Raw genomic sequence first — 25,136 nt, 5'->3', positions numbered from 1 at the left:
TTGCGCGCGTCTTCGTGGTAGCAGACATGTTTCAGATGTTTCTCCGGGCTGTGGACATCAATGGGTCTTGGGGCCACATTCATGTCTCCACACCAGATCGCCGGCTCCTTCGGGGAAAGATGCGATTCGAAGTGTTTTCGTAGCCGTTCATACCAATTCAGCTTGTACTGATATTTCGGGGATTCAATCTCAAACCCCTGCGGCACATAAGTATTGATGATCGGGATCCCCTGAATCACCACCCGCAACAGACGAGCGTCCTCGACATCGCCTCCATCGTCAAATCCGTATGATATCGCTTCCGGCTTGGTGCGACTGAGCACCGCGACGCCGTTGTAGGCTTTCATTCCGCGGAAGGTGATGTCGTAGCCTGACGCGGCGAGTGCGGCCAGTGGAAATTCGCTATCTTGAACCTTGGTTTCCTGCAAACACAGGACATCCGGTTGATGGCGTTCCAGCCATTGCAGCACAATTGGAAGACGTTTCCGAAGGGAATTGACATTAAAGGTCGCGATCTTCATACGGCGGGGGGGATTCTAACAGAGCCCGTCCGCCGCAACAACTCACTCTCCGCTAAAACGCCACGGCCTGCGACCGGAGCGATCCGATTGCAGGCCGTGGACCTCACGCTTCGGCGAGACAGCTCCCGCCGACTATGTCATCGTGGTCATTTAGTACCGCGCTGCGTCCTTCAGTTCATTCTTCATCGCCCCGACCTCGTTGGCGGCATCATCGGCGGCCCCCTTCGCCTCCTTCACCTTGGCATGAACGGCTTCTTTCTTCGCCTTGATCTTGGCTTTTGCCTGTTCCTTTTTCGCCTTGGCGTCGGCCTTCGCTTGCTTCTTCTTCGCTTTGGCCTCGTCCCGCTTCGCCTTCAACTCGCTTTTTGCTGATTCCTTCTTGGCCTTGAGGTCGCTCTTCAGCTCCTCTTTCTGGGCGTTGAGATCATCGGACAATGCGCCCGCGTCCTGCTTCATTCCCTCAGACATTTTTCCTAAGCCCAGATCATCGGCAAGGGCCAGTGAACTCATGCCCACAACCGCAGCAGCGACCACGACAGCGAGTGACCTTCTCATCAACAACCCCTTTCTGAAGTGAAATATGGTTTCCGGCTTTCCCAAAAGACCGACCGGCATGCAGTACTCATCAATACCTCGACAAACTGCGTTTGCCAACGTTTTTGCCGATTTTTGCCAAGAGCAGAAAAACGTTACGGGCGAAAGGAGGTCAGGTAGCGACGGAGGATGGCTTGCTCTACTCGAGAACGACCGCGATCCGGAGCCGGAAAGCGGAGGACCAGGTGAATACGGCCGGCCTCAGGAAGTTGAATGGTGATACGAGGCTCCGGCGATGGAGCCTCCAGAAGATTTCGCTGTTCGAGCAGTTTCATCTGCCGGCCCATTTGGTCCATAAAGGGGGCGCATTCAACCTTCGCCGCGCTGAGCAGCGCCTGTTCGGCGGCCTGCCAATTGTCAGTGCTCAACAACGGAACCGTTAAGACGTACAGACCATATTCTTGCGATGGACTTTCCTTGATGAGAGGATTGCCGAAAAGCAGACTGTTGGGAAACACGACGGTTCGGCCCGTATAGAGGTGTGACGTCTGTCCGGGACCGATCTCAAGGAGCTTCGTGGCAAACACATCGTATTCGAGGACGACCCCACGGTACGTGCCCAACTGAATCCGATCCCCGACTCCATAGACCCCGCCCCCGACACGCAGTGCGGCGCCGCTCCAACAGAGAATCAGCTCCTTTGTGGCCAGTACCAAGGTGGCCGCCAATGCGACGAGCGAGACCGCGAAGGCTTCCAACTCGTGTGCCCAAATCACCACGAGCCCCACGAAGAGGCATAGCACCATGCTATTGCGCGTGGTCACAATCCAGCGACGCTTGGCGTCGATGGTCAGTGTGGGATTGCCCTTAATCCAACGAACCAGGATGGTTCGCGCGAGCAGGAGGATGAGCAGCAGAAGAATGGACTTCGACAGATCGAAGAAGACGCTCGATCCGATCACCGGCAACAGTTCTCGCATAGAGTCGTCTGTAGGCTTCACTGCGACTCGGTACCTTCTTCAGTCGGACGAGGAACGCATTCTTCGCGTTTCCAGTCCTTCAGCCGTTTGTCCTCGTCAAAGGACAATGTGTACCGATAACAATACAACGGCTCCCGATAGGGCTCTTCGCTTCCGGCCAAGCTTTTTCCGAACGGCGACGGTGACGGCGCGGCTTTTGTTTTTCTTCCCGAAGTCAGGCTGCTGGGGTCCCACGGGTGGACTTCCCGATCACCCATGGGCACGCGATAGGTCCACACCGTATTACCCCCCAGGACCGGCGTCTTGGCGGTGCTGGGGGGGCCGAATTTTTCCGCAATCTCGTCCTGCGTGAGCGTCTTTAACCCCTTGTCCAAATACCGATCACGCCACGGCCCCCCGCATCCTGACATAATCGCGAAGCACAGCAGGAGCACGGTCGTCAGCCTGTAACCCCAGCCCTTCTTTTCACGATACAAGATACCCATCGACCGCCTACCGCTCCGAATCACGTTGTTCCCGAACCCACCGAATGGAACAATACATCGCATACCCTTGAGCCATCATCCCGGTCACCAACAGCCCCAATGCGGTCTGCAACCAGATGGTCTTGGGAAACTCCAGCCCGTAGACGCCCAGCATGAATCCGCCGGCGATGCACACCACGCCCACGCCACGCGCAATCAATGCATTGGTCCGCAAATCAGACATATCCCGCTCCCTGACTCACATCGAGTCACTACGCTACACCGGTCTATCCGAATGGTTCAACTTTTTCCCGGTTCGACGTCAGGACTTCGCTTTCGCTCGAATCTCATCTGCTCGTGTCTCAAGGGCATCCGCCTCAGCGCTCCGGCCGATCTTTCGCAATGCGGCAGCATAGTCGACGAGGGTCTTGGCCACATCGGGATGATCGACCCCTAACTGCTTTTCCCTCACCGCCAACGCCCGCGCAAGCAACATCGACGCCTGGGAAGCCTCACCTTGAGCCATCGCCAGTGCGGCCAAATTGCTCAGCGCCAGCGCAACTTCCAGATGCTCCGTCCCCAGCAATTTCTCTTTGATCGCCAGCGCCCGGGTCAATAGTCGCTGGGCGTCGGCAAACTGTCCGTGTTTGCGATGCAACACCCCGAGGTTGTTGAGCATCGCGGCCACATCGAGATGATTCTCGCCATGCACATCCTGATAAATCTTCAGCGCCTCCAGATACATCAGTTCGGCCTCGACGTATTTCCCCTGCGCGCTGTAGGCCTGCGCAAGACGAGCCAGCGTGACCGCGACGCGCCGATCATGCACACCGAACTCTTCCGCCTTCTTGACCGCGGCCGCATAGATCCGTTCCGCTTCCTCGTACTGTCCCCGCTGCACCGCCGCCTCACCGGCCTGCATGGCAGCCTCCCAGGTCTGCTGCCCGCAGGACCAGGCCACCAACAGCAACAGCGCGCAGGCGAGGGCGAGAACGTTCCGCCTCATACCAGTCCCATTTGCTCGAGGATCGACTCGGCTGGATAGGTCACGATCTCTGCAAGGGTCGGATGGTAATGCGGAATGCGCAGCAAGTCCTGCGCGGTCCCGTGGAAATACATGACGGCAATGAGTTCATGGATGAGTTCTGCTGCGTCAGGCCCTACAATCTGCGCGCCGATGAGCTCGCCGCTATCCGGGCGACACAACAGTTTCACAAATCCGTGAGACGCCCCGAGACACATGGCCTTGCCGTGATCGGCAAACGGATAGGAAGCGGTCAGGTAAGGAATCGATTGTTCACGGCACTGGCGCTCACTCAAACCGGCAATGGCCACTTGCGGATCCGTAAAGACCATCTCGCTATCCAACCGATGATCAATGACTCGCGCGGGCGCATCAGGATGCGTCGCGTTGAAGGCAGCGGTTTCACCTTGCTGAATCGCTAAGTGCACAATCGGCGTGAGATCGTTCACATCGCCGACGGCAAAGATATGCGGCTGCGAGGTCCGCATATCTGAGCCGACAACCAGGCAACCATCAAGGAGATCGACCCCAGCCGCCTCCACATTAAGCCCCTTCAGGTTGGGACGACGACCGAGAGCGTGAAGGATCACAGCGGCCGAACGGGTATGGGAAAGACCGTTCTGTTGGAACTGCACGGTCTTACCGGTTGGCGACGAAGTCACCTGCTCAAACGACACGCCGGTAATCACCTCGATGCCCTCGTCCTGAAAGGCAGACGCTAACGCCTGTCCGACATCCGAATCCATATCGGAGAGCAGCGTGGCGCCACGCTGCACCATGATGACCTTGGTGCCGATGCGAGAAAAAAATTGGGCAAACTCGACTGCGACCAGCCCTCCCCCCAACACCAGCAACGACGACGGCGCCTGCCGTACATCAAGCATCTCATCGCTGGTCAGATACCCGGCTTGCTCCAATCCGGGAATCGCTACTTCCGCCGGGCGCGATCCGGTGGCAATCACGAAGGCTGTGGCTCGAATGTGCAATGCGCCCGCACGAATCTCATGCGGAGAAATGAATTCGGCGCGCGACTCATACAGGGTGAATCGAGGGTCGCGCAACGCGGCGATGCGATAGTCGGCAAACTCCTGCACCAGGCGGTTTTTCCGGTCGACGATGGCCGAGAGATCGGCCCGTGCGCTGACCGGAGTTAACCCAAATTCCCCTGCCCGTTTCATCAGGGCCATAATTTCGGCCGACCGGAGAATGGTTTTCGTCGGCATGCAGCCGCGCAAAATACACAGCCCCCCGAGCGGCCCTTGATCGACGATGGCCACATCCGCGCCGGCATCGCGCGCCGTCCGCGCAGCGGCATACCCCGCCGACCCGCCGCCGATAATCACGACATCGTGCCGACGCTCGTTCTGCTGAGAGAGTTGTGATGGCATGTGCGGTTCGATAGACTGACTCGCAGAGTAACAATCACAAGGATACACCATGATCAAACCGGGTCGCTATCGTCACTATAAAGGGAAGGACTACGAAGTGCTGGGCGTCGCCCGGCACTCGGAAACGGAGGAGGCATACGTCGTCTACCGTCAACTCTATGGAGAAGGCGGATTATGGATCAGACCGATGACCATGTTTTCGGAGTCGGTCTCCGTCGGAAGTGAGCTCGTGCCACGATTCCGGCGGCTAGAGGAAGGTCCAGTGTGAAAAGGTTGCGGCTTGCCCTCGACGATGCCCGGCTTGGTCGACCACAGTCCACACCAGGGCCTGCTCAATCAGAAACCGGCGCCCGCTGCTCGATATTCTGACGCCCTGATAATTGTCGAGATATCCCTGGAGGTTGGCACGTTCGAGCATGCGTTCCCGTTCGGCACGATTCACCGGTTCTGCCGTCAACCGGGAGGGGGTCTGCACGAGCTGTTCCCAGGTCATCTCCCAGAGCGTCAGCGCAAGCTGCGATCCGTAATTCAAGATCGGATCGTCTTGCGTCCCGTGCGACACGGTTACAAAGGGGGCGTGGAACAATGCGTGAGCCTGTGCCTCAGACCCGCCCAACCGGGGCAGCAGGTCCCGGCCGACGCAGTGGCGGTAGCTGTCGAGCAGTTGCTGAGACCATTCGACAACCTCCGGTCGCCGCCATACGTGAATGGAATCGTCCACGGCCTCCTCGGCGGAAGAGAGCGGGAGAAAGCGAGCCCCGCATTCCGCATGCGATGGGTAGTAGCACGGCGGCTTGCCGCCTGCCAAGTTATGCCGCGTCTTTTCGAAGATGCCGCACGAACAATGCTTGTCCGTGGCTACCGAGGAGGGTCATGACCAAGTCGCCGCGTCGGAGAGCTGTGCCGTCATCCTTGGGCCGCGAATCTTGCCCGACGATGGAGCAAGACCACACTTCCACCACCGCGTCTTGGCTTCTCGACTTCAGCAGGACGCGGCCTCCCTGTTCGACCTGATAGCTCAGATCCAGCGGCACGCCCTCAAACACCCGCTCTGCGCGCTCGAGAATCGGCGTACGGGAGTGAGCCGACTTGGCACCCTGCTCACGTGAGTAGTGGAAAACTTGATAGGGAAACAGATAGGGAGCCTGTGGATTCTTGAAGCCGTAGGAAGAATTAAACGTCACCAGATTCCAGGTGCCGGGGAGATCCTCGCCGGTACAGGATCGCAATGATGAGGCTGGGACGGTCAATGCGGGTCGCGTCAGCGACTTCGCATGCGGCCGATCTTTTGCCTCGGCTGATAGGAATGCGAGCGTGATCGAGCAGCATGCAGTCAGAAGCGCCCACTGCCATCGTGCCATGTGAGCCTCCATCTCCAACGAGATCAAGGATCTTTGCGTGAATCTGAGGCGGGGGAGGGAGCAGGCAAGGCCTTGGGAGCCCGCGGCAGGACACGATACTCGATCAGTCTGCAGGTGCAGAACGAGACCTGTCGCCACTCGGCGGTAATTTTCACGATCGCCGAACCGCAGATGGAACACCCCAGCGCCCGGGGATCACGCTTGATCGTCCAGCGGGGGATCGTGATGTGGTCGGCATCGATGGGTTCCTGTTCCATGGAACCCTTATCGGTCCGCCATGGTGGAATCTGAAGAGGCATTTTTTTCCGAGCCCCTTTGCCCTTGATGCGACAGGCCTGGTCGCATATATAATAGCTCCGCGCGAGTACCGCGCCCCAATCTCTCGCAAGGGCGCGGGTTTATAAGGAGCATGGCCATGGCTGCACACACACTGTTCGAAAAAATTTGGAACGACCACGTGGTTCGGGCGGAACCGGACGGAACCACCTTGCTGTATATCGACCGCCATTTGGTGCACGAAGTCACCTCGCCGCAGGCTTTCGAAGGACTGACGGTCGCGGGCCGCACTCCGCGCCGATCGGCGGCCGCACTGGCGGTTCCCGACCATAATGTCCCGACGACCGATCGCCGCGTCGCCATTGCCGATCCGATCAGCGCCAAACAAATTCAAACGTTGGATGATAACTGCAAGACCTTTGGCATCACCCTGTTCGGCATGAACGACATCCGGCAAGGCGTGGTCCATGTCATCGGTCCCGAGCAAGGGTTCACCCTGCCGGGCATGACGATCGTCTGCGGAGACTCCCATACGTCAACTCACGGCGCCTTCGGCGCGCTCGCATTCGGCATCGGCACCAGCGAAGTCGAGCATGTGCTGGCAACGCAATGTCTGGTTCAGAAGCGCCCCAAGACGATGGAAGTCCGCGTAGACGGCCAACTGTCGCCGCGCTGTTCCGCGAAGGACATCATTCTGGCCATCATCGGCAAGATCGGCACGGCAGGCGGAACGGGCTACGTCATCGAATATACAGGCTCCGCCATTCGGGCGCTCAGCATGGAAGGCCGCATGACGCTGTGCAACATGTCGATCGAGGGCGGAGCCCGCGCCGGCATGGTGGCGCCGGATGAGACTACGTTCGCCTATATCAAAGGCCGTCCGATGGCTCCGAAGGGGGCGCTCTGGGACCAGGCGGTGGCAGCCTGGCGGAATCTCCACACCGATGCCGGCGCGAAGTACGATGCGGTCGTGGAATTACGCGCCGAGACGATTGCGCCGCAAGTGACGTGGGGAACCACACCCGGCATGGTCACCGGCGTGGATGGCACTGTGCCGGACCCCAGCACCATGAGGGATGACAAACTCCGCCAGGCCACCGAGCGGGCCATCGAATACATGGCTCTGAAACCCGGCATGCCGATTCGCGAGATTAAAATCGACAAGGTCTTCATCGGGTCCTGCACCAATTCACGGATCGAAGACCTCCGCCTTGCCGCCTCGTTTGCCAAAGGCAAGAAAGTCGCCGGCGGCGTGCACGCCATGGTCGTCCCCGGCTCCGGCCTGGTGAAGCAGCAGGCGGAACAAGAGGGACTGGATCGTATCTTCAAGGAGTCTGGCTTCGAATGGCGGGAGGCAGGATGCAGCATGTGTCTGGCCATGAATGCCGATGTCCTGCAGCCGGGTGAACGCTGCGCCTCGACCAGCAACCGGAACTTTGAAGGTCGTCAGGGGGCCGGAGGACGCACCCATCTGGTGTCGCCGGCCATGGCCGTGGCGGCCGCCATCGAAGGACATTTTGTCGATATTCGCCAGTGGTCATAAGCGGGAAGGCCGTTCGATCCTGGGGCCGAGTCCGTTAATGACAGCGGCCGGCAGATACGCAGCACAAAAGGACATACCATGCATGCATTCACCACACTCACCGGCCTGGTCGCTCCCTTGGACCGGGTCGATGTCGATACTGATCAAATCATTCCCAAGCAGTTTTTGAAGACGATCAAGCGCACCGGTCTGCGGGAAGGGTTGTTCTATGATTGGCGGCGACGGAAAGATGGATCGCAGGATCCTGAGTTTTTCCTGAACCAACCACGTTATCAGCAGGCCTCAATTCTCCTGACGCGGGACAACTTCGGTTGCGGCTCTTCGCGCGAACATGCGCCCTGGGCCCTGCTCGATCAAGGCTTCCGATGTGTTCTCGCGCCCAGCTTCGCCGATATTTTTTACAACAACTGCTTCCAGAACGGCATTCTTCCGGTGGTCCTCAAGGGATCGGACATCCAGGCGCTGTTCGACGGCGTGGCCACCCGTGAGGGCTATCGATTGACCATCGACCTGGCAACCCAGCAGGTCACGACGCCGGAAGGCACGGCCTATCATTTCGAGATCGACCCCTTCCGCAAAGATTGTTTGTATCGCGGGTTGGATGCGATCGGCCTGACACTTCAGCACGCGCCGCAAATCGGGGAGTACGAACAACGGCGCCGCACCCAAGCTCCCTGGCTGTTTCAAGACGTGAAGTAACCGTCAGAAAAGGAGTGCTATGACGTGGTGGGAGACCATTCTGTTTCCTGTAGCCTGGCTCTGGAGACCCAAATTTCTCTTCACGTTGTTGTTTTTCGGCGGCGCAGCCTATCTCCTGGTCGTCTTTAATTGGAGCTACTCCGACGGAGATCGCGCCGGGTACTTGCAGAAGCTGTCCCGAAAGGGATGGTTTTGTAAGACGCAGGAAGGTGAGCTGGCCATGACAACCGTGCCGGGCGTCGCCCCGGTGCTCTGGAGCTTCACGGTGTGGGACGAGAACGTGGCCAAGAAGCTCGACGGACAGATGGGCAAGCGGGTCGTCATCCACTACAAGGAGTTTCGCTATATCCCCACCACCTGTTTCGGCGAAACGCCCTACTTCGTGGATCGCGTTGAGGTCCTCGACTGACCTCCTGGTTAAAGCCACTTTTTCTGCTTGAAGAAATACAGCATCGCCAGACCGGTCACGGCCATGACGCCCAGCACCGCTGGATAGCCCCAGGGCGATTTCAACTCCGGCATGTGCTCGAAATTCATCCCATAAATGCTGGCGATAAAACTGAGCGGCATGAAAATGGTCGTGATGATCGTCAAGACCTTCATCACGCCATTGAGCCGATAACTGACGCTGGACAAATAGACCTCCATCATCGACGACACCATTTCCCGCAGAGTTTCGACGGTGTCGCCGATCTGAATGATGTGGTCGTAGACGTCACGGAAGAAGACTTTGGTGGAGCCCTGCAAAAACTGCCCATCGGACCGCGAGAGATTGTTCATGAGGTCTCGCAGCGGCCAGACCGAGCGTCGGAAGTACAGGAGTTGCCGTTTGAGCGCGTGGATATCCCGCAGCGTTTCCGGACCGGGATTCGTCACACACACATCTTGCAACATCTCGATTTTCTCCCCCAATGTCTCCAGGATCACGAAGTAGCGGTCCACGATCGAATCCATCAGCGCATAGAGCAGATAATCTGCGCCGGCATGGCGTAACCGACCCTTCCCGTTCCGCAACCGTTCCTTCACCCCCTGAAACACATCGCCGCCGTTTTCCTGAAACGACAGCACAAAATTCTCCCCGAAGACCAGGCTCACCTGCTCGACGTTGATGTCGCCTTCGTTCTGCCCCTCATAGAGCATCTTCAAGACCACATAGCCGTAGGTGCCGTAGTCGTCGAGTTTTGGGCGCTGATCCGTATTGGCGATGTCTTCGAGCAGCAGCGGGTGGAGGCCGAACATCTTTCCGAACGCTTCCAGCACCTCCATCTTATGAATGCCCCCGACGTCGACCCAGCGAACCGTCGGCTCTGCCGTCAAGGCCACGTCCTCCGGCCTGGCGACCGATCGCTCTTGGAACTGCCCTTCACCGTACTCGTACACGGTGATCGTGACGTTCTCCGACTTTTTTTCGCCGATGTGGACCAGCGTGCCGGGCGGCAGGCCTGCTTTGCGGGAATGTTTGTGCTTCAGCTTCATCGTTCACCCAGCTTGTACGCGGAAGCCGCGGGAGGGTCAAGGGCTCTCGCAAGCCCACGCCACTCCGGACTTTGTTCCGGCGCCAAGACCTGGTACGGTGAAGGAACGACACGCAATCGTTCGTTCAATCCAATGAATGAGGAGCCACAGCACAATGGATCGTGAACTCGCCCTGTTGTCAGAGGCCATGCATCAAGCCGGTCGTGAAGCGCTTCGCTTGTCGACAGCCGGATTTGACACCTACACCAAGGCGGATCACTCACCAGTCACGTCCGCCGACCTCGCGGTCAATCGCATCCTGCACGACTGCGTGTCGACCGCCTTTCCTGACGACGGCTGGTTGTCCGAGGAAACGGCTGACACAAATGCGCGTCTGAGCCGCACCCGCGTCTGGATCGTCGATCCGATCGATGGGACACGCGCATTCGTGCGAGGGGTGCCGGAATTTTGTTTGTCGGCTGCCTTGGTCGAAGAGGGCCGGCCGATCGTTGCCGCCATCTTCAATCCATCGACCGGTGAATTTTTTTCAGCGATGCGCGGGCGGGGCTTCCGTATCGAGCGTCTCCTCAAGCCTGTCCAGCCGCCGTTTGCCTCGACCGAACGCCCGCTCGCGCTGGTGAATCCCTGGGAGCTTCGGGTCGGCCGGTTTGAGGCCTTAGAGCCACACGTTCGCTGCCGTCCGATCGGGTCCATCGCCTATGCTCTTGCGTTAGTGGCGGCCGGGCGAGCCGACGCGGCCATCACCCTGGATGGCGGCAATGAGTGGGACATTGCCGCCGGGGTCCTGCTCATTGAGGAAAGCGGGGGACAGGCTACCACGGCCTCCGGCCAACCGTTTGCCTTCAATCGCTCCGACCCCAGACTGTCGGGTACACTGGCGATCGGTTCGAGCCTGCCCGCGCCGGCACGCACGCACCTCATTCGACACAGCACCGCACAGTCCGGTACGCGTGCTTCACAGCCCTAGCCCTTTTCATCCCCGCCGCTTCTCTGTACCATGCCCGTTCGCGTTACCATCCTCGGAGGTGTTTCATGAACGTCGCTCTGCTCGGGACAGGATTGTTGGGAGAAGCGGTCGCAGAGCGGCTGCATGCCGCGGGCCACTCCCTGTCGGTCTATAACCGCTCTGCTGGAAAAACCCAACGGCTGCGACAACTGGGCGTTGCTGTCGCTCCAACTGCGGCCGAGGCCATGTCCAAGGCAGACGTGGTACTGCTCCTGCTGGCAGACGAGGCCGCGATTCGTGCCGTCCTGCTCGATACGAAAAACCGTTCCGCGATCAGCGGGCGGATGGTGATCCAGATGGGAACGATCGGTCCTGCAGAGAGCCGCTCGATTCAGGCAGAGATCACTCGCCTGGGCGGCCGTTATGTGGAAGCGCCGGTCCTCGGCAGCATCGCGGAAGCAAAGACAGGCACCTTGTTGATCATGGTCGGTGGAACACCGGAGGACTATGCCGAATGGACGCCGTTGCTCCAGACCTTGGGATCAGACGTGCGCCTAGTCGGACCGGTGGGGAAGGCGGCCGTGATGAAGCTCGCGCTGAATCAGCTGATCGCTGCAGAAATGGCCGCCTTTGCTCTGAGTCTCGGACTGATTCGCGAAGGCGGAGTCGATCAGGACACATTTATGGAGGTCCTACGCAAAAGCGCGCTCTACGCCACGATGTACGACAAGAAATTACCGCGGCTGGCAAAGCGACAGTATGAACAGCCGAACTTTTCCACCCGGCATCTGCTCAAAGATGTCGACCTGTTCCTGGCGGCCGCTCAGCAGGCGCGCCTATCGACCGAAGGGCTTCAGGGTGTGCGATCGCTGCTCACCGGCACGATAGCCCAGGGCTTGGGAGAGATGGATTATTCAGCGCTCTATGAGCAGGTAGACCCTGGGGAAGGCACGCACAGGTAGCGGCTAATGGGGCGCCTGTTCGGCAGGCACCGGGTGATTGTCTGCCATCGACTGCACTTTCACCACGTGGAAGCGCCCGCCGGCTTTGGTCGGCGCACGGTCCTCTTCGATGCGGGTATACCACCAGCGACCTTCACCCTCTGAATAGTCCGGCGACAGGGTAATCTCGAATCCCCCTTCGCGATCGTTTTCCCGCTGAGCCCACGCCCCTGCCCATCGGTGATCGGTGAGCACGTCGGTCCGAAACCGCCCATCCTTAAAATCATACGAGCCGTTGCCGAATCGATCCAACTTCAACGGCACCACCATCCCACCTTCTTCATATTCCCACTCACCGGCCAGCACCGCATTCTCCCCGCGGTGCAGGGAGATTTCCCCCGCTGCCGGTTCGACCCAGACAGCCTCTTGCGGCCGCGGCGCATGACTGCACGCGTGTACCATCAACAGGGCCGCGACAAGTGAGAGAAGAGACAACGGGTGGTGCTTCATGGTGTACATCCTGGTATTTCGAACTGGAGGCAGTTTTTCGGTGTGGGGACGATCGTTTTACATACCATGCATGGGCAGAAGCCTCAAGCCTCATCAAGAATTTTGCTCATACCAACCACTCCCTATGTCGACCACCCTCGGCAATGCCTCTGAACAAGGCAACAGTCTCCGCTTCACACAGATCGCCACAGAGTCTGTCTACGACAGTTGTCTCGAGATCATCCGGCAGGACCAACACCTTACGCCAACCGGCAAGCCTCAAGGTCGGTCGAGCTTGACCGATAAGGAGAAGGCGGGAAATCGGTGGGTGCCAGCCGATCGGCGGTATGCTGTGGTCTGGGGCCACAAGAATCGTTTCAGTCGCGCCGCGTCGAGCCTGCTCGACTTGCTCAACGGCATTCTCGACCTGTCCAAAATAGAGGCCTGACGTATACAGATGGAATCCATCCCCTTCGACCTTCATGAACTCATCGATCGGACTGCGGAATCGATGGCCGTCCTGGCCCACGCCAAACACATCACCCTCCTGGCCTTCGTACATCCGCAGGTCCCCATTTCAATCCTTGGCGATCCAACACGTCTGCGGCAGGTCCTCGTGAGCCTGGTCGGGAATGCGGTCAAATTTACGGAGCAGGGCGAAGTGGTGATTCGAGTGGAGCCGGTTCCTGAGCCTGAAATGGCCGGTGCCCTGCGTGTTTCCGTCTCGGATACCGGCATCGGGATCCCGCGCGACAAGATCGCTGCCATCTTCCAGAATTTCACGCAAGGAGACTCCTCCACAACCCGCAAGTATGGCGGCACCGGGCTCGGCCTGAGTCTGTCACAACGACTTATCGACATGATGGGAAGCCGACTCACGGCTGAGAGCATCCTCGGGCAAGGCAGCACCTTTTCGTTCATCCTTCCCCCTGTGTCAATGCCCACTACCGAATCCCCATCGGCGGCGCCATCGGTCGATCTGCAGGGCCGTCGAATCCTCGTCGTCGACGGCAACCCCGTCAGCCGAATGATCATCCAGGCGCACCTTTCCGACCTCGGTGCCACCATCATCGAATCGCACACCGGCACATCCGCCCTGGCTACCCTGGATGCAGCTCACGCACGACATGAACCCATGGACCTGGCCATCGTCGACAGCCACTTACCCGATCAACACGGCATGTCCCTGGCGCAGGCCCTACGGCAGCGCGCAGACACCGTGGCGATGCCCGTGGTCTTACACACCGAGGAGGTGCGCCACGCCACCGCTCGCTATACCGATACCGTGACCATTGCTGGCTACTTATACAAACCCCTCAGCCGCACCAGACTCCTGAACGCCGTCAACAGCGCGCTGCGGACACCAGCGCCTCCGCAAGCCGTTCAGCCGCCAAGCGCGAATCACTCCTCAACGTCCGACCCCCACCCGCTCAGGGTGCTGCTTGTCGAAGACATGGAAGACAATCGAGTCCTGATCACGTTGTTTCTGAAAGCCCTGTCCTGCCGCCTTGATCTGGCAGAACACGGCGCAGAGGGGGTGAACACGTTTCAAGCCGGCCGGTACGACCTGGTCCTGATGGATATTCAGATGCCGATCATGGACGGGTATGCTGCGACCCGCGCGATTCGCGCATGGGAAACCACGGAGGGGCGTGAGGCGACCCCGATCATCGCGCTGACAGCGAGTGCCTTTGAAGAGGACATCGAGAAGGCCCGCGCGGCCGGTGTCACCGCCTACCTGACCAAACCCATCAAAAAACACACGTTGCTGGAGGCCGTGCGGCGCTACCTACCATCCAGCTCCGGGAAGGAGGCGGCCTGATGAGCGAGACGGCACCTGTGGCATCCGACCTCGGGACCGGACCCCTTCCGGTGGTGGTGGACTCATCATTCGAGCCACTGATCCCCAAATTCATGGCCAACCGGACCAAAGAAATCATGACGATGACCGACGCCGTCGACAAACAGGACTTCGACACGATCAAGCGAGTCGCCCACGGCATGAAAGGGGTCAGCGGCAGTTACGGCTTTCACGCCATGACCACCATCGCAGGTCACGTGGAAGCGGCGGCCAAAGTCGCCGATGACGCCTCCATTCGAAAACACCTCGTGACGCTGGCGGCATACCTTGAACGTGTTCAGATCACCTATGAGTAAGCGGTGTGCGCCGTTCCCGGCATCCCCATCCAGGTAAGCTATGCCGAGGGCAAAAATGAAGAAGTGTTCGTGCGTTGTAGGAATTCATGCTACAAGAGAATGAACTCGTCCGGGCCAGAACCGTCTGACAGTTCAGGCCCCTCATGCTTCGTCACCGAAGGAGCGCGTGCATGGAAAGCGTCGCACATCCCAAACTCAGGGTACTTATGGTGGAAGATGAGGAAGACACGGCGAGCCTCCTGAGGTTTCTTCTCGAACGGGCGAGTTACCAAGTCATCCACGCCAAAGACGGCCGGCAGGCCCAGGAACTCGCCGATACCATCGCGCCACCGGATATTGTATTGCTGGATGTGATGCTCCCGTTTCTGAGCGGACTACAGGTGCTCACCTATCTCAGAAAGCGTGACGGCTGGGGAAAGGTGCCGATCGTGATGCTGACGGCCGACGGCAGCGAGCACGATATCAAACGCGCATTGGAGACCGGCGCCAGCGATTATATGGTCAAGCCGTTCAACCCGCGCGAACTGACCAGTCGACTGAAACGGTTCGTCGGCCAGGCAGCCTGAGCCACCCACCGGAAGGCATCGTGTGCTGGCTCTGGACCAGTCAAACCTGACGCTCCGCATCGGCAGCCTCGCCGCGATCACCATCTATTCCGCCGTATTTCTGCTGCTCCTGGGCATTCTCCTGCTTCGGTTCATACGCCTCACCAAGGACCGTCGGCGGCGCACCGTCACCGAGACCTGGCGGCCCTTGCTCGCCCAATGTGTCGTCGAAGTGCCGGAGACGCTGCCACCGCTCACGACGCGCGACCACATCGTGCTGCTCTACCTCTGGAACCATTGCTATGAGTCCATCCGCGGAGAGGCGCGCACGAATCTGAAGGAACTCGCCAAACGAACAGGGACGGACCAATTCGCGAAAGAACTCCTCCACGCCAGGCTGCTCCGCCGCCGATTGTTGGCCATCGTGACGCTCGGCCACCTTCAGGAACGATCAATCTGGAACGATCTCGCCGCGATGCTGCAGGCCGACAATGCCTTTGTCTCCTTGGTCGCAGCCAAAGCCCTCTTACAGATCGATGCGAAAGAGGCGATCCCACTCCTGGTTCCCGTTCTCAGCCGTCGCAACGACTGGTCACCCCTCAAAGTGGTCGCCATGTTCGAACCGGCCGGAGCGGACATTGCGGCCGAGGCCATCGCGAAGGCCGCCTGTGAGGCCACCCCGGAAATCGGGGCCCGCCTGATCCGCCATCTTGCGGCGACCCAGAGCCAGCATGCGCTGCCACCGCTCAGAGCCCTCCTGAAGAAGGGAACGCCGCCTGATGATGTACTGTCGGCCTGCCTCTTCCTGTTTGGCGAATGCAGCGATCCTCGTGATGTTGCCACGATCCGGACGCACCTCTCCCATCCGACATGGTTCGTCCGCCTTCAAGCGGCATCGGCATTGGGGAAGGTCGGCGTCGAAGAAGATGAAGGGCGACTCATCGCCCTCTTGAGCGATGAGCATTGGTGGGTCTGCTATCGGGCTGCAGAAGCTCTTTCGAATCTGCCCTGGATGACGATCGAGCGCCTGACGCAACTCTGTGAGGCGCTCACCACCGTCGAGGCAAAGGAACACTTGCTTCCATTCATGGCGCAGTCACACGTGAAGACGGACCAGCCGAATTCCGCCATCCCTCCACAGGTGCGCACGGCCTAGGAAGTCGCCGCGCGCGCCATGTCGCTTGGGAGACTGACCACCCGTTCGAACGCAGCTTAGGTGCGACGACCGGCCGGTGACGCGCGACGGCCTGCGGGAATCATGGCACGCGGCGTCAATCGGACGGTGTGGGTGCCCTGCAACTCGGGGACGGTCACGATCGTTCCCTGTTGCTCCACCCCCTGCACAGAGGAGCCGGAACGCGCAAGTTCCCATCCGTTCGGCACCTCAAGGGTCAACCCGGAGACGGGACTTGGCGCCGTCAGCGTCACCCGCAGTTCCGTCGACTCGCGCACCACATCCAATTGAACTTGATCGCGCGCCGCCCACCACCGGCCGAACCCTCCCACCGAACCAAACCAGGCAGAAGGACGCACGCCTTCCACGAACCCCTTCTCGAACGCGAGCTTGTGGTCGAGGACATTCGGATGAATGAGCACCACCATCGAGCCTCCATACCGGCTGAGCTTCCGCGCCAGCTCAAGCGCTTGCGGAAGCCGGTCACCCAACTTCGGAAATTCTTCATCTTCGATCGTCACGGGAAACTCAAACACATCGACTTCACTCTCTGTCAGGCGGTCGTACGTCAATTGATAGGGCAGGTGGGTGAGCGAGTTATTCGCCGTGGCAGTTGAACTGAACCGAAACCCTGTTGCATGCAGTGCTTGAGGCAGCCCGAATGGATTCGACAATTCCCCCGGCCTGAACGAGACAATGTCCTGTCCTGAGAAATGATCGATGAGGAACTTGCTGACCCGCAGTTCGCCCAGCAGGCTGGCGTTGAAGGCCGTTCTCCGGCTTTTCACAAACGGCGCGTAGGAGGGATAGGATTCACGACCAGTCCCCACGGGAAACTGGTCGAACACCTTCGAATGCGCGATCGTATGACTTCCCACCTCCATCCCGAGCTCGGCAAGACGCGCCAGGTGACGCACCCCTTCGTCGTTGAAGAAGATGTCATCGTTGTAGTCGCGAATATATTTCACTTGAATGAAATAGGTGCCGACCAGCCCCTGACTCTTCTCGTACTCCGCATAGTCCACCGCATTGTTCATGGACTGGGTAAAATCGACATCGTGCGTCAACATGACGGAGAGCGATTTCCCGAACGGCACCGTGCCGAGCGTCACCGCCCGCTCTTCCGTCGCACGGTAGATGGATTTGAGCAGCCGCAGCCACACGTCCAGCGTCGGATCAAACTGATTGTCGAAGGTCTTGACTAGTTCATCTCCGCGATTGTTGTAGCCTTTCGACAGCAGAAACCCGAGATCCACGCCGATGGCATAGGCCCGGCCACGCTCATGTGCGACCTGTGTGACGGCGGCGGTGCCATCGTCAAAACGCGCGAGCGGCGTTGCCGCGTCGGTATAGCCGTACGTACCCATCACCTCCAGGTTTTTTTCCCGAACACCGATTCGCAACGTTCGTTCTTGTGGATCGGTCAGTTCCGACAGCAGCGGAGCACCCCCGGAAAATGTCAGGTCATACCGCTGACGCGAGGCAACGGCATCACGAAACCCGAACACCTGATTCAATCCACCACCCAGCACCTGCACGCCGATCAACGTACCACCTGTCTTCGGAAATTCCGCCAGCGCCTGCAACTCCGCAGGATTCAGCACTTTTCCTGAGATCATCGGGTAGACCAAGACCGTCCGGTGAGACAGGGCTTCCCGCACGTCTCGTGTGATGCGGAAGGGCACGCCGATCGACTTGAGCCCGTGGGCCAACGCGAGCCAACAGGAGTCCGGATCGGTCAGCAGAATCGCCAGACGACTGCTCGATCCCTGCCCATACCTGTTCCAGGAGGTCGGCACTTTCGGCGGCACGACTGTGACATGATTGGGCCCCGACAGACCGGGAAACCGGTAAAAGTCCTGTTCCGGAACCTCGTAGGGCCGGTCGGATTGCGACCAGAAGAGCGCCCAGCCGCCCATCAGCAGGAGCAGCATGAGGAACGCGAGACCACCGATACGGACACTCGTGCGATGCAGCATCTACTCACCAATGATAGATCAGGTTGAAGTTGCCGCCCCGACGGACATAGAGAAATCCACGGTCCTCATAGTATCCGGCCGCTTCGGCGGAGAATCGCTCGTTGATCGGAAACGTGACGCCCCCTTGAATCGTACGGCTCCCTACACGGGTAAAGTCCTGCGCCGCCACGATCCGTTCACCGGAGGTGCCGAACGAGCCGGACGCGAAGAACTGCAGGCGTTCCGTCGGTCGCCAGGTGAGCTGAGAGGCCAGAGTGACCGCGCCCGTGTTGGGAATGAGATACACCTTTTCGGTCAGCCAGAGATTGAAGGGCAGGAAGACCGTCAGCCCAGGCATCAGCAGATCAATGTCGTCCTGCTTATAATTTAATCGCCGGTAGCCGAACGACAGCTCGATGGGCGCAAGCGAGGCATGCACCCCACCCAGTCCTTGCGCCACCTCCCCAATAAAGGAGTAGTTGGGGGAAAAATTCGGATTCACCGTCCCCTGTGCCGCGACATATCCCCAGGCTCGCTGCCACAAGGGGCTATAAAACTCGGCCGAGACCGGCGTGTCGTGGAATCCAAACCGATTGATCGGTTCAACTCGCAAGACCAGCGTTTGATTCCCGAAGGGCTTGGCTATTTCAAATAACAGGTCACGCTCGTCCGGTTGATTCTTGGTATAGGAATAGTGGCCATAACCGATCTTGGCGTAATCCCGGTAGGGAAGCCGCAGTCCGGTCAGCCCCTGCCCCACCGAAGCCCGTGGCGAGACCAGCAATTCCGATTGCACCGCATGAATCCGCTGCTCAATGGCCGGGTCGTGAGTCTCGGCCAACAGCGCCTCATAGCGCTCCAGGGCCTCCGAGCGATCACCTCGCCAATGCGCCACCTCCGCCAGTCCACGGCGAGCCTCGATCTGGGTCGGCTCGGCCTGCAACACCTCTCGGTATAACCGACCCGCCTCCTCGAACTGTTTCTGCCACGACAACACCTGCGCCAGCGCGACGCGAATGTCTTGATCCTCCGGATGCCGCGTCAACACCTCGCGGTACAACTCGGCAGCTTCGGCATGAGCCCCTTGCCAGGACAACAGGCGCGCCAACGCGCTACGGATCTCGTCGTTGTCAGGATAATCCTGCAGCGCCTCGCGGTAGACGCCTTCCGCCTCGTGATACTGCTTGGCCACCTCGAATCTGGTGGCCCGTTCCATGAGATTCCTCAGCGGCTGCAACGGCCGCGCCTCTGTCAAGGCAACGCTGGCAGGCGGCTCGGCAACAGAGGGTACCGCGGCCTGTATTTCCGCCCGAATGGCCCGCAGCCTTTCTTCGCTTTCTGGATCCTGTGTTTCGGCCAACAGCGCCTCATAGCGCTCCAGGGCCTCCGATCGGTCACCCCGCCAATGCGCCACCTCCGCCAGTCCACGACGAGCCTCGATCTGAGTCGGCTCCGCCTGTAAAACCTCCCGGTACAGCCGCCCAGCCTCGTCAAACTGTTTCTGCCACGACAACACTTGCGCCAGCGCCACGCGAATGTCTTGATCCTCCGGATGACGAGCCAACACCTCCCGGTACAACCCGGCGGCTTCGGCATGAGCCCCTTGCCAGGACAGCAGCCGTGCCACGGCAGCGCGCAGTTCATCATGGCCTGGAGACGCTCGAAGACCCTCGCGATACACAGTCAACGCGTCCTCAGGCTGGCGCATCGTTTCCAAGCGGCGGCCTCGCTCCAACGCCCGACTTCCATCGGTCGGTTCCGGTTCGCTGCTGCGGGTAGACGGCGGATCGGAAGCCGGAGTAGCCGATTCGATCTCGGCTTTCACGGCCCGCAACCGTGCCTCCAACGCTTCATCCCCGGAAGCCGCGACCGCCCGTTCGTAGTACGGAAGCGCCTGCTCACGTTGCCCGTTCCACAACAGCAGATCCCCCAGGCCCGCCAGGGCCTCGGCATGCGTCGGCTCATCGTGAAGCACCCGTTCAAATTCTTCCCGCGCCTCGGCGAATTGCTTCTTCCAGGACAGGACTCGAGCCAGACTCACACGGTTGTCATGATCCAGCGGTTGGCGGGTCAGAAGATCGCGGTAAATGGCGATGGCGTCATCCCATTGTCCCTGCCAGGACAGGAGTTTCGCCACCGTCGCCCGCACATCATCATGGTCCGGCCTGGCCATGAGGTATTGCCGGTAGGCCGCAATGGCTTCCTCATACCGCTGTTCCGCTTCCATGGCTTTGGCTTGTTGGAGAATCTGACGCGGAGAGGAATCCGGCGCCATGGCGGCAATCATCGTGGTCGGCACGGAAAACCAGCCCGCCGCGAGCAGGCTCCCCGCCAGCAGACCGGCTGCAGACATTCGTTGATTCATCCACTTGCGGGGATCGTTCATCCGTGACGACCCTGTTCTCCCGACACACCCGACGTTATTCGGCGAGGGCGCGGAATCCATCGAGATCGTGAATCATCACCCCCGCAAAACTGGGGTGCGAGGTGGTGCGCAGTATCTCCTGAATTGCCGAGGACACCTGGACACGAGCACGACCGGCAAACGACAGCTGTTCCGGCCTGACTGTGAATCGTCGATGCACCCGGAACCACTCCCGATGCAGACCTGCATTGCTCGGCTCGTCCATCGGTCGCCACCGCAACAGATGGTGGTCGCGATCTAAGAGGGCATCCGCGTGCCCTGGTTTTGGGGCCCGGCGCAACACCACATGCTGTTCAACCGGCAACACCGTCGTCTCGACGGCCAGCCAGACCGGGATCCCGCTCACCGACCCATACCGCAGGATATCGTCGGCGATGTCCTGCACCTCATCGAGATCGGTGCGGTAGCTCATCACGGCCACTTCATCGGCGAGATCCATCACGGCATAGGCCAGGGGCCGTCCCCCGACCGTCGGCGTGGCGAGCCAAAAAGGCATCACCATGGAGAGCCTGGCGCGACCTTGCATGGCCTCTTTCACCGTCTCGATGGTGCTGAGATACCGGCGAAGTTGCGCCTCGTCCTGCAGAAACCCCGGTACGAGATAGGGTTCGAGGTCGAGCTGGATGCCCGCCAGCAGGCCGGACGTTGCGAGATGCAGCAGCCTTCGTACCTTATCGGCCAATCGTTGCGGTTCCTGTATGGCTTCGGGATCGCCGTCCAACGCCCATGGCTCGATTCCGGCGCTCCGGACCTTGCCCATGAGGTGCACATACTCGCGCCAAAGCCCCTCGTCATCAGATTGCGACGGCACTTGAATCAACACCCGTGAGCAGCCCTGCGCACGACAGGTCCCCACCACCACGTCCGGATCCCTGATGGCTTGTCGGTAATTCCACACCCAGAAGCCGGTCCCTGGGAGGCTCACTGCGGCCGGCGCTTCCTGTGTTACCTCAATCTTGTCGAACTGAATCTGTCCGCCTTGCCCATCAGTGGACACCACGAGGGCCGTGACCTGCCGCAGATCGACGACCCGGCCGATCTCCCGAAGGGGAAGCGTCAGATCGAAGGAGCCCGTCACCGTTCTGAGACTTTGGTTGTCCTCACGCTTGTAGCCGGCCAGATCTTCGATACCAACCACTACAGGTCCGGTCGTACGACCACGCAACCGCAATATCCGGTAGGACAGCAAATCCACGGGCTTTCCCGCCTGATGCAGTTCAAGACGCTGTCCGCATCGGATTGCTCCATCACCACTCCACTGCAACGCGATGCCCCCGTCCGTCTTGGTCATCTGCCCCCGACAGGGGCCGAAGGTCCGGACCTCCCCGAGACGGTTCTGCAGTTCAAGAATGGGCACAAACGGTCGATAAGGAAGAGGGGCCGCAGTCGGCGGAGGTCCGCTGAAGGCGACGGTTGGATTCGTGCCCTCGCCGATATAGGTCAGTTCAATTTCGTAGACGGTGGAAGGAATGGGTCCCGACAAGGGAACATCGGCAGCCTGTACGGGGGGGATCGGGACGTCGAGACCGATTCCTGCGAACCCCGTCAGACAAAGGGACGCCATCACTCGCAGCCACCGCACTCTGCCCATTCTGATTGAACGCACGAGACACTGATCCATGTGGCTAGAAACCCTCATTTCAATTTCCGAATGGCTGTTCCTGCTCTACTTTCTCGGCCTGACCGCCGCATACTTGATGCTGGACCTCATTGCCATCGTCCACTTGCGGCAATACCTGCAGGAACGTGTGCTGGAAAGCCTGCCGCGCAGTTATACGGGCTTCGAGCCGCAGATCAGTATTCTGGTCCCGGCATACAATGAAGCCGCCACGATTGCCGGCTCCATTCGCTCGCTGCTGCAACTCAGTTATTCGGAATATGAAATCGTCGTGATCAACGACGGGTCGAAGGACGCCACGATCGACGTCCTCCGCCAGGAGTTCGAGCTGTTTCCGTTCCCGGAGGCCTACAACACCCAGCTCCCGACTGCGAAAATCCGGGCGATCTACCATTCATCGTTGCATGCCAACCTGCGCGTCATCGACAAGGAGAACGGCGGCAAGGCCGATTCCCTGAACGCCGGCATCAACCTCTCGCTCTATCCTCTGTTTTGCTGCATCGACGCGGATTCGATCCTCCAGCCGGACAGTCTGCGCCGGGCCGTGCAGCCATTTCTGGACGACCACCGTACAGTCGCAAGCGGCGGCACGGTGCGCATCGCCAATGGCTGTCGCGTGGAAAACGGGTTTCTCACGAAGATCGGCCTCCCCACGAATCTGTTGGCGCTGTTCCAGATCGTCGAATATCTTCGCGCGTTTCTGTTCGGACGCCTGGGCTGGTCGCCGATGAATGCCATGCTCATCATCTCCGGCGCGTTCGGCATCTTCCGCAAAGAAGCGGTCGTCGCCGTGGGCGGGTATCAATCAGACACCATCGGTGAGGATATGGAGCTGGTTGTCCGACTGCATCGCCACCTGCGATTGAGCGGGAGGCCCTACCGGATCACCTTCGTCCCCGATTCGGTCTGCTGGACCGAAGCCCCGGAAGATCTGCGTACGCTGAAAAATCAACGCATCCGATGGCAACGCGGGCTCTGCGAAAGCTTGACCAAACACCTGGAGCTGATGTTTCACCCCAAGGGCGGGGCGATCGGCTGGCTAGCCTTTCCGTTCATGGCTGTCTTCGAATGGATCGGACCGGCGATCGAAGTGTTCGGCTACTGCTTCCTGATACTCGGTCTTATTCTGGGAGTGGTTTCCGTGCAGGCCTGGCTGATTCTGCTCGTCGCGGCCATGGGCCTCGGTGTGCTGCTCTCGGTGAGCGCCTTACTGCTGGAAGAGATGTCGTTCCACGTCTACCCGGCCCAGCGCGATGTCTTGAAGTTGCTGCTGGCTGCGGTCCTGGAAAACTTCGGGTTCCGCCAATTGAACTCGCTGTGGAAATTGATTGGCCTGTATCGCTGGGTACGCGGGAAGAAAGCGACGTGGGGCACCATGACCAGAACCGCATCCTGGCAAACGCGCTAGTATCGCGAGTCCTTGCCGTCCGTCTACACCGAGAGCTGTTCGATCGCCCGGCTGGCTTTCTCCAGATCGCCGTCGGTCTTCGCCATACAAAACCGCATGTAGCGGCGGCCTTCCGGTCCTTCGAAGAACGCCTCTCCCGGCACACCTGCCACCCCGGTTTTGTCGAGCAGATAGAGTGCGCGATCACGACCGGTCTTTCCCGGAAGTCGGGACACATCCGCCAACACGTAGTAGGCTCCTTGCGGCACGGCCGGTGGAAGCCCGGCCTTCGCCAAGGCGCCGCAAAAACGATCTCGCTTCTGTTGATGTTCGACAGCCAACTCGCGGTAAAACGACGGCGCAAGGGCACGAATTCCCGCAGCCACGCCATGCTGCAGAGGTGTCGGCGCGCAGACATACAACACGTCGCTCATTGCGCCGATCGCCTTGGCCCATGACGGCTCAGCCACGCTATACCCGATACGCCATCCGGTGATGCTGAAGGTTTTGGAATAGCCCCCGATGGTAATGGTCCGCTCGGCCATGCCAGGCAACGAGGCCATGCTGATATGTTCCCGCCCATCGAACACGAAATACTCGTAAATCTCGTCCGTGATCACCATCAGATTGTGGCGACAGGCGATGTCGGCGATCTGCTCCAATTCATGCCGCGTACAGACTTTGCCGGAAGGATTGCCGGGACTGTTCACGACGATGGCTTTGGTTCTGGGGGTGATCGCCCGTTCGAGGCTCTCGAGATCCAACGTCCACTCCGGCGGTCTCATGCTCACATACCGAGGCACCGCCTCCACAGCCTGGATCGCTTGGACGTGATAGGCATAAAACGGCTCAAAGAGAATCACTTCGTCGCCAGGATTGAGCAGCGCCATGCAGGTGGCCTGAAACGACCCCGTGGCGCCGGCGCTCACCGTAATCTGGGTTTCGGGATCGGCGGTGATGTGGTTGTACACGGCCAATTTTGCGGCGATCGCCTCCCGCAATTCTGCGATGCCGTCAAAGCGGGCATAGGTGTTGTGCCCCTGCGCCATCGCCTGCTGAGCGGCCTGCACCACCACCGGCGGCACAGGCGTATCGCACACGCCCTGAGACATATTGATGCCCTTGACCTTCGCGCAGGCGAGGGTCATCGCGCGGATATCCGACTGAGCCAATCGGGCTGTTCGATCACTTTTCTTCATGAGCGTCCTCGATCTTCGCCTCTGCCTTGTC

The 25,136-nt window shown here is 59.7% G+C and carries 28 protein-coding genes; 12 read left to right on the top strand and 16 right to left on the bottom strand.

Features of this window, described 5'->3' with window-relative positions; translation table 11 throughout:
• From xth to JNL86_12240, 7 genes are all read right to left on the bottom strand, one after another.
• Nucleotides 1–521: exodeoxyribonuclease III (gene xth / locus JNL86_12270; protein MBL8043683.1), on the bottom strand; the 521-nt coding region annotated here is incomplete at its 3' end.
• A 150-nt stretch (nucleotides 522–671) separates the two neighbouring features.
• Nucleotides 672–1,076, bottom strand: a complete 405-nt coding sequence (locus tag JNL86_12265) for a hypothetical protein (GenBank protein MBL8043682.1) — start codon at nucleotides 1,074–1,076, stop codon at nucleotides 672–674.
• 134 nt (nucleotides 1,077–1,210) lie between these two features.
• Nucleotides 1,211–2,035 carry a mechanosensitive ion channel family protein gene (locus JNL86_12260; protein MBL8043681.1) on the bottom strand — a complete coding sequence of 275 codons (825 nt, stop codon included), beginning with the start codon at nucleotides 2,033–2,035 and terminating at the stop codon, nucleotides 1,211–1,213.
• A 17-nt stretch (nucleotides 2,036–2,052) separates the two neighbouring features.
• Nucleotides 2,053–2,520, bottom strand: coding sequence for a hypothetical protein (locus JNL86_12255; protein ID MBL8043680.1), 468 nt, complete (start codon nucleotides 2,518–2,520; stop codon nucleotides 2,053–2,055).
• A gap of 7 nt (nucleotides 2,521–2,527) precedes the next feature.
• Nucleotides 2,528–2,743 (bottom strand): hypothetical protein, encoded by a 216-nt coding sequence (locus JNL86_12250; GenBank protein ID MBL8043679.1) that lies wholly within the window; start codon nucleotides 2,741–2,743, stop codon nucleotides 2,528–2,530.
• Between the two features lie 78 nt (nucleotides 2,744–2,821).
• A complete protein-coding gene (locus JNL86_12245) occupies nucleotides 2,822–3,505 on the bottom strand; it encodes a tetratricopeptide repeat protein (protein MBL8043678.1) in 684 nt (227 codons plus the stop codon).
• On the bottom strand, nucleotides 3,502–4,863 hold the full coding sequence (locus JNL86_12240; GenBank protein MBL8043677.1) for an FAD-dependent oxidoreductase: 1,362 nt from the start codon (nucleotides 4,861–4,863) through the stop codon (nucleotides 3,502–3,504). The genes JNL86_12245 and JNL86_12240 overlap by 4 nt, the downstream gene beginning before the upstream one ends.
• A gap of 97 nt (nucleotides 4,864–4,960) precedes the next feature.
• Here JNL86_12240 and JNL86_12235 point away from each other — a divergent pair, with 97 nt between their 5' ends.
• Nucleotides 4,961–5,179: a DUF1653 domain-containing protein gene (locus JNL86_12235; GenBank protein MBL8043676.1), complete on the top strand. Its 219-nt coding sequence runs from the start codon at nucleotides 4,961–4,963 to the stop codon at nucleotides 5,177–5,179.
• Here JNL86_12235 and JNL86_12230 read toward each other — a convergent pair.
• Genes JNL86_12230 through JNL86_12220 form a run of 3 tightly spaced genes read right to left on the bottom strand, consistent with a single transcriptional unit; the run spans nucleotide 5,159 to nucleotide 6,529 of the window.
• Nucleotides 5,159–5,719 carry an MEKHLA domain-containing protein gene (locus JNL86_12230; protein MBL8043675.1) on the bottom strand — a complete coding sequence of 187 codons (561 nt, stop codon included), beginning with the start codon at nucleotides 5,717–5,719 and terminating at the stop codon, nucleotides 5,159–5,161. The genes JNL86_12235 and JNL86_12230 overlap by 21 nt on opposite strands.
• A gap of 1 nt (nucleotide 5,720) precedes the next feature.
• On the bottom strand, nucleotides 5,721–6,272 hold the full coding sequence (locus JNL86_12225) for a hypothetical protein (protein ID MBL8043674.1): 552 nt from the start codon (nucleotides 6,270–6,272) through the stop codon (nucleotides 5,721–5,723).
• Nucleotides 6,273–6,295: 23 nt separating this feature from the next.
• Nucleotides 6,296–6,529 (bottom strand): hypothetical protein, encoded by a 234-nt coding sequence (locus JNL86_12220; protein ID MBL8043673.1) that lies wholly within the window; start codon nucleotides 6,527–6,529, stop codon nucleotides 6,296–6,298.
• 158 nt (nucleotides 6,530–6,687) lie between these two features.
• Between JNL86_12220 and leuC the strand changes: the two genes are divergently transcribed.
• From leuC to JNL86_12205, 3 genes are all read left to right on the top strand, one after another.
• Nucleotides 6,688–8,091 carry a 3-isopropylmalate dehydratase large subunit gene (gene leuC, locus JNL86_12215; protein ID MBL8043672.1) on the top strand — a complete coding sequence of 468 codons (1,404 nt, stop codon included), beginning with the start codon at nucleotides 6,688–6,690 and terminating at the stop codon, nucleotides 8,089–8,091.
• 78 nt (nucleotides 8,092–8,169) lie between these two features.
• Complete coding sequence (gene leuD / locus JNL86_12210; protein ID MBL8043671.1) at nucleotides 8,170–8,790, top strand: 3-isopropylmalate dehydratase small subunit; 621 nt, start codon at nucleotides 8,170–8,172, stop codon at nucleotides 8,788–8,790.
• 19 nt (nucleotides 8,791–8,809) lie between these two features.
• Nucleotides 8,810–9,199: a hypothetical protein gene (locus tag JNL86_12205; protein MBL8043670.1), complete on the top strand. Its 390-nt coding sequence runs from the start codon at nucleotides 8,810–8,812 to the stop codon at nucleotides 9,197–9,199.
• An 8-nt stretch (nucleotides 9,200–9,207) separates the two neighbouring features.
• Here JNL86_12205 and corA read toward each other — a convergent pair whose 3' ends face one another.
• The gene (gene corA / locus JNL86_12200) at nucleotides 9,208–10,266 is read right to left on the bottom strand and encodes a magnesium/cobalt transporter CorA (protein ID MBL8043669.1); all 1,059 of its coding nucleotides are present in this window, start codon (nucleotides 10,264–10,266) and stop codon (nucleotides 9,208–9,210) included.
• Between the two features lie 154 nt (nucleotides 10,267–10,420).
• Here corA and JNL86_12195 point away from each other — a divergent pair, with 154 nt between their 5' ends.
• Both JNL86_12195 and JNL86_12190 read left to right on the top strand, forming a co-directional pair.
• The gene (locus JNL86_12195; protein MBL8043668.1) at nucleotides 10,421–11,233 is read left to right on the top strand and encodes a 3'(2'),5'-bisphosphate nucleotidase CysQ; all 813 of its coding nucleotides are present in this window, start codon (nucleotides 10,421–10,423) and stop codon (nucleotides 11,231–11,233) included.
• Between the two features lie 65 nt (nucleotides 11,234–11,298).
• Nucleotides 11,299–12,174, top strand: a complete 876-nt coding sequence (locus JNL86_12190; GenBank protein MBL8043667.1) for an NAD(P)-dependent oxidoreductase — start codon at nucleotides 11,299–11,301, stop codon at nucleotides 12,172–12,174.
• A 3-nt stretch (nucleotides 12,175–12,177) separates the two neighbouring features.
• On the opposite strand, the gene JNL86_12185 is transcribed toward JNL86_12190, so the two are convergent.
• A complete protein-coding gene (locus tag JNL86_12185) occupies nucleotides 12,178–12,663 on the bottom strand; it encodes a hypothetical protein (GenBank protein ID MBL8043666.1) in 486 nt (161 codons plus the stop codon).
• Between the two features lie 124 nt (nucleotides 12,664–12,787).
• On the opposite strand from JNL86_12185, the gene JNL86_12180 reads away from it, so the two are divergent.
• The 5 genes from JNL86_12180 to JNL86_12160 all read left to right on the top strand — a co-directional run bounded on the left by JNL86_12180 (nucleotide 12,788) and on the right by JNL86_12160 (nucleotide 16,500).
• Nucleotides 12,788–13,090: a hypothetical protein gene (locus JNL86_12180; GenBank protein MBL8043665.1), complete on the top strand. Its 303-nt coding sequence runs from the start codon at nucleotides 12,788–12,790 to the stop codon at nucleotides 13,088–13,090.
• Between the two features lie 9 nt (nucleotides 13,091–13,099).
• Nucleotides 13,100–14,464, top strand: coding sequence for a response regulator (locus JNL86_12175; GenBank protein ID MBL8043664.1), 1,365 nt, complete (start codon nucleotides 13,100–13,102; stop codon nucleotides 14,462–14,464).
• Nucleotides 14,464–14,799, top strand: coding sequence for an Hpt domain-containing protein (locus JNL86_12170; GenBank protein MBL8043663.1), 336 nt, complete (start codon nucleotides 14,464–14,466; stop codon nucleotides 14,797–14,799). Before JNL86_12175 ends, JNL86_12170 begins: the two co-directional genes overlap by 1 nt.
• 170 nt (nucleotides 14,800–14,969) lie before the next feature.
• The gene (locus JNL86_12165) at nucleotides 14,970–15,365 is read left to right on the top strand and encodes a response regulator (GenBank protein ID MBL8043662.1); all 396 of its coding nucleotides are present in this window, start codon (nucleotides 14,970–14,972) and stop codon (nucleotides 15,363–15,365) included.
• A gap of 22 nt (nucleotides 15,366–15,387) precedes the next feature.
• Nucleotides 15,388–16,500: a HEAT repeat domain-containing protein gene (locus tag JNL86_12160; protein ID MBL8043661.1), complete on the top strand. Its 1,113-nt coding sequence runs from the start codon at nucleotides 15,388–15,390 to the stop codon at nucleotides 16,498–16,500.
• Nucleotides 16,501–16,556: 56 nt separating this feature from the next.
• Here the strand turns inward: JNL86_12160 and JNL86_12155 are convergent, their stop codons facing one another.
• From JNL86_12155 to JNL86_12145, 3 genes are read right to left on the bottom strand one after another with little or no spacing between them, the layout of a single operon-like run.
• Entirely contained in the window at nucleotides 16,557–18,497 is a 1,941-nt protein-coding gene (locus tag JNL86_12155) for a hypothetical protein (protein MBL8043660.1), read from the bottom strand.
• A 4-nt stretch (nucleotides 18,498–18,501) separates the two neighbouring features.
• Complete coding sequence (locus JNL86_12150) at nucleotides 18,502–20,841, bottom strand: tetratricopeptide repeat protein (GenBank protein ID MBL8043659.1); 2,340 nt, start codon at nucleotides 20,839–20,841, stop codon at nucleotides 18,502–18,504.
• Between the two features lie 55 nt (nucleotides 20,842–20,896).
• Complete coding sequence (locus JNL86_12145; protein ID MBL8043658.1) at nucleotides 20,897–22,465, bottom strand: hypothetical protein; 1,569 nt, start codon at nucleotides 22,463–22,465, stop codon at nucleotides 20,897–20,899.
• Between the two features lie 55 nt (nucleotides 22,466–22,520).
• On the opposite strand from JNL86_12145, the gene JNL86_12140 reads away from it, so the two are divergent.
• A complete protein-coding gene (locus JNL86_12140) occupies nucleotides 22,521–23,927 on the top strand; it encodes a glycosyltransferase family 2 protein (protein MBL8043657.1) in 1,407 nt (468 codons plus the stop codon).
• A 23-nt stretch (nucleotides 23,928–23,950) separates the two neighbouring features.
• Here JNL86_12140 and JNL86_12135 read toward each other — a convergent pair whose 3' ends face one another.
• Complete coding sequence (locus JNL86_12135; protein ID MBL8043656.1) at nucleotides 23,951–25,105, bottom strand: pyridoxal phosphate-dependent aminotransferase; 1,155 nt, start codon at nucleotides 25,103–25,105, stop codon at nucleotides 23,951–23,953.
• Nucleotides 25,106–25,136: the final 31 nt, after the last annotated feature.

Source organism: Nitrospira sp., assembly GCA_016788885.1.
In the GTDB taxonomy this organism is placed as follows: Bacteria; Nitrospirota; Nitrospiria; order Nitrospirales; family Nitrospiraceae; genus Nitrospira_A.
This window is presented reverse-complemented; position numbering and strand designations above follow the sequence as displayed.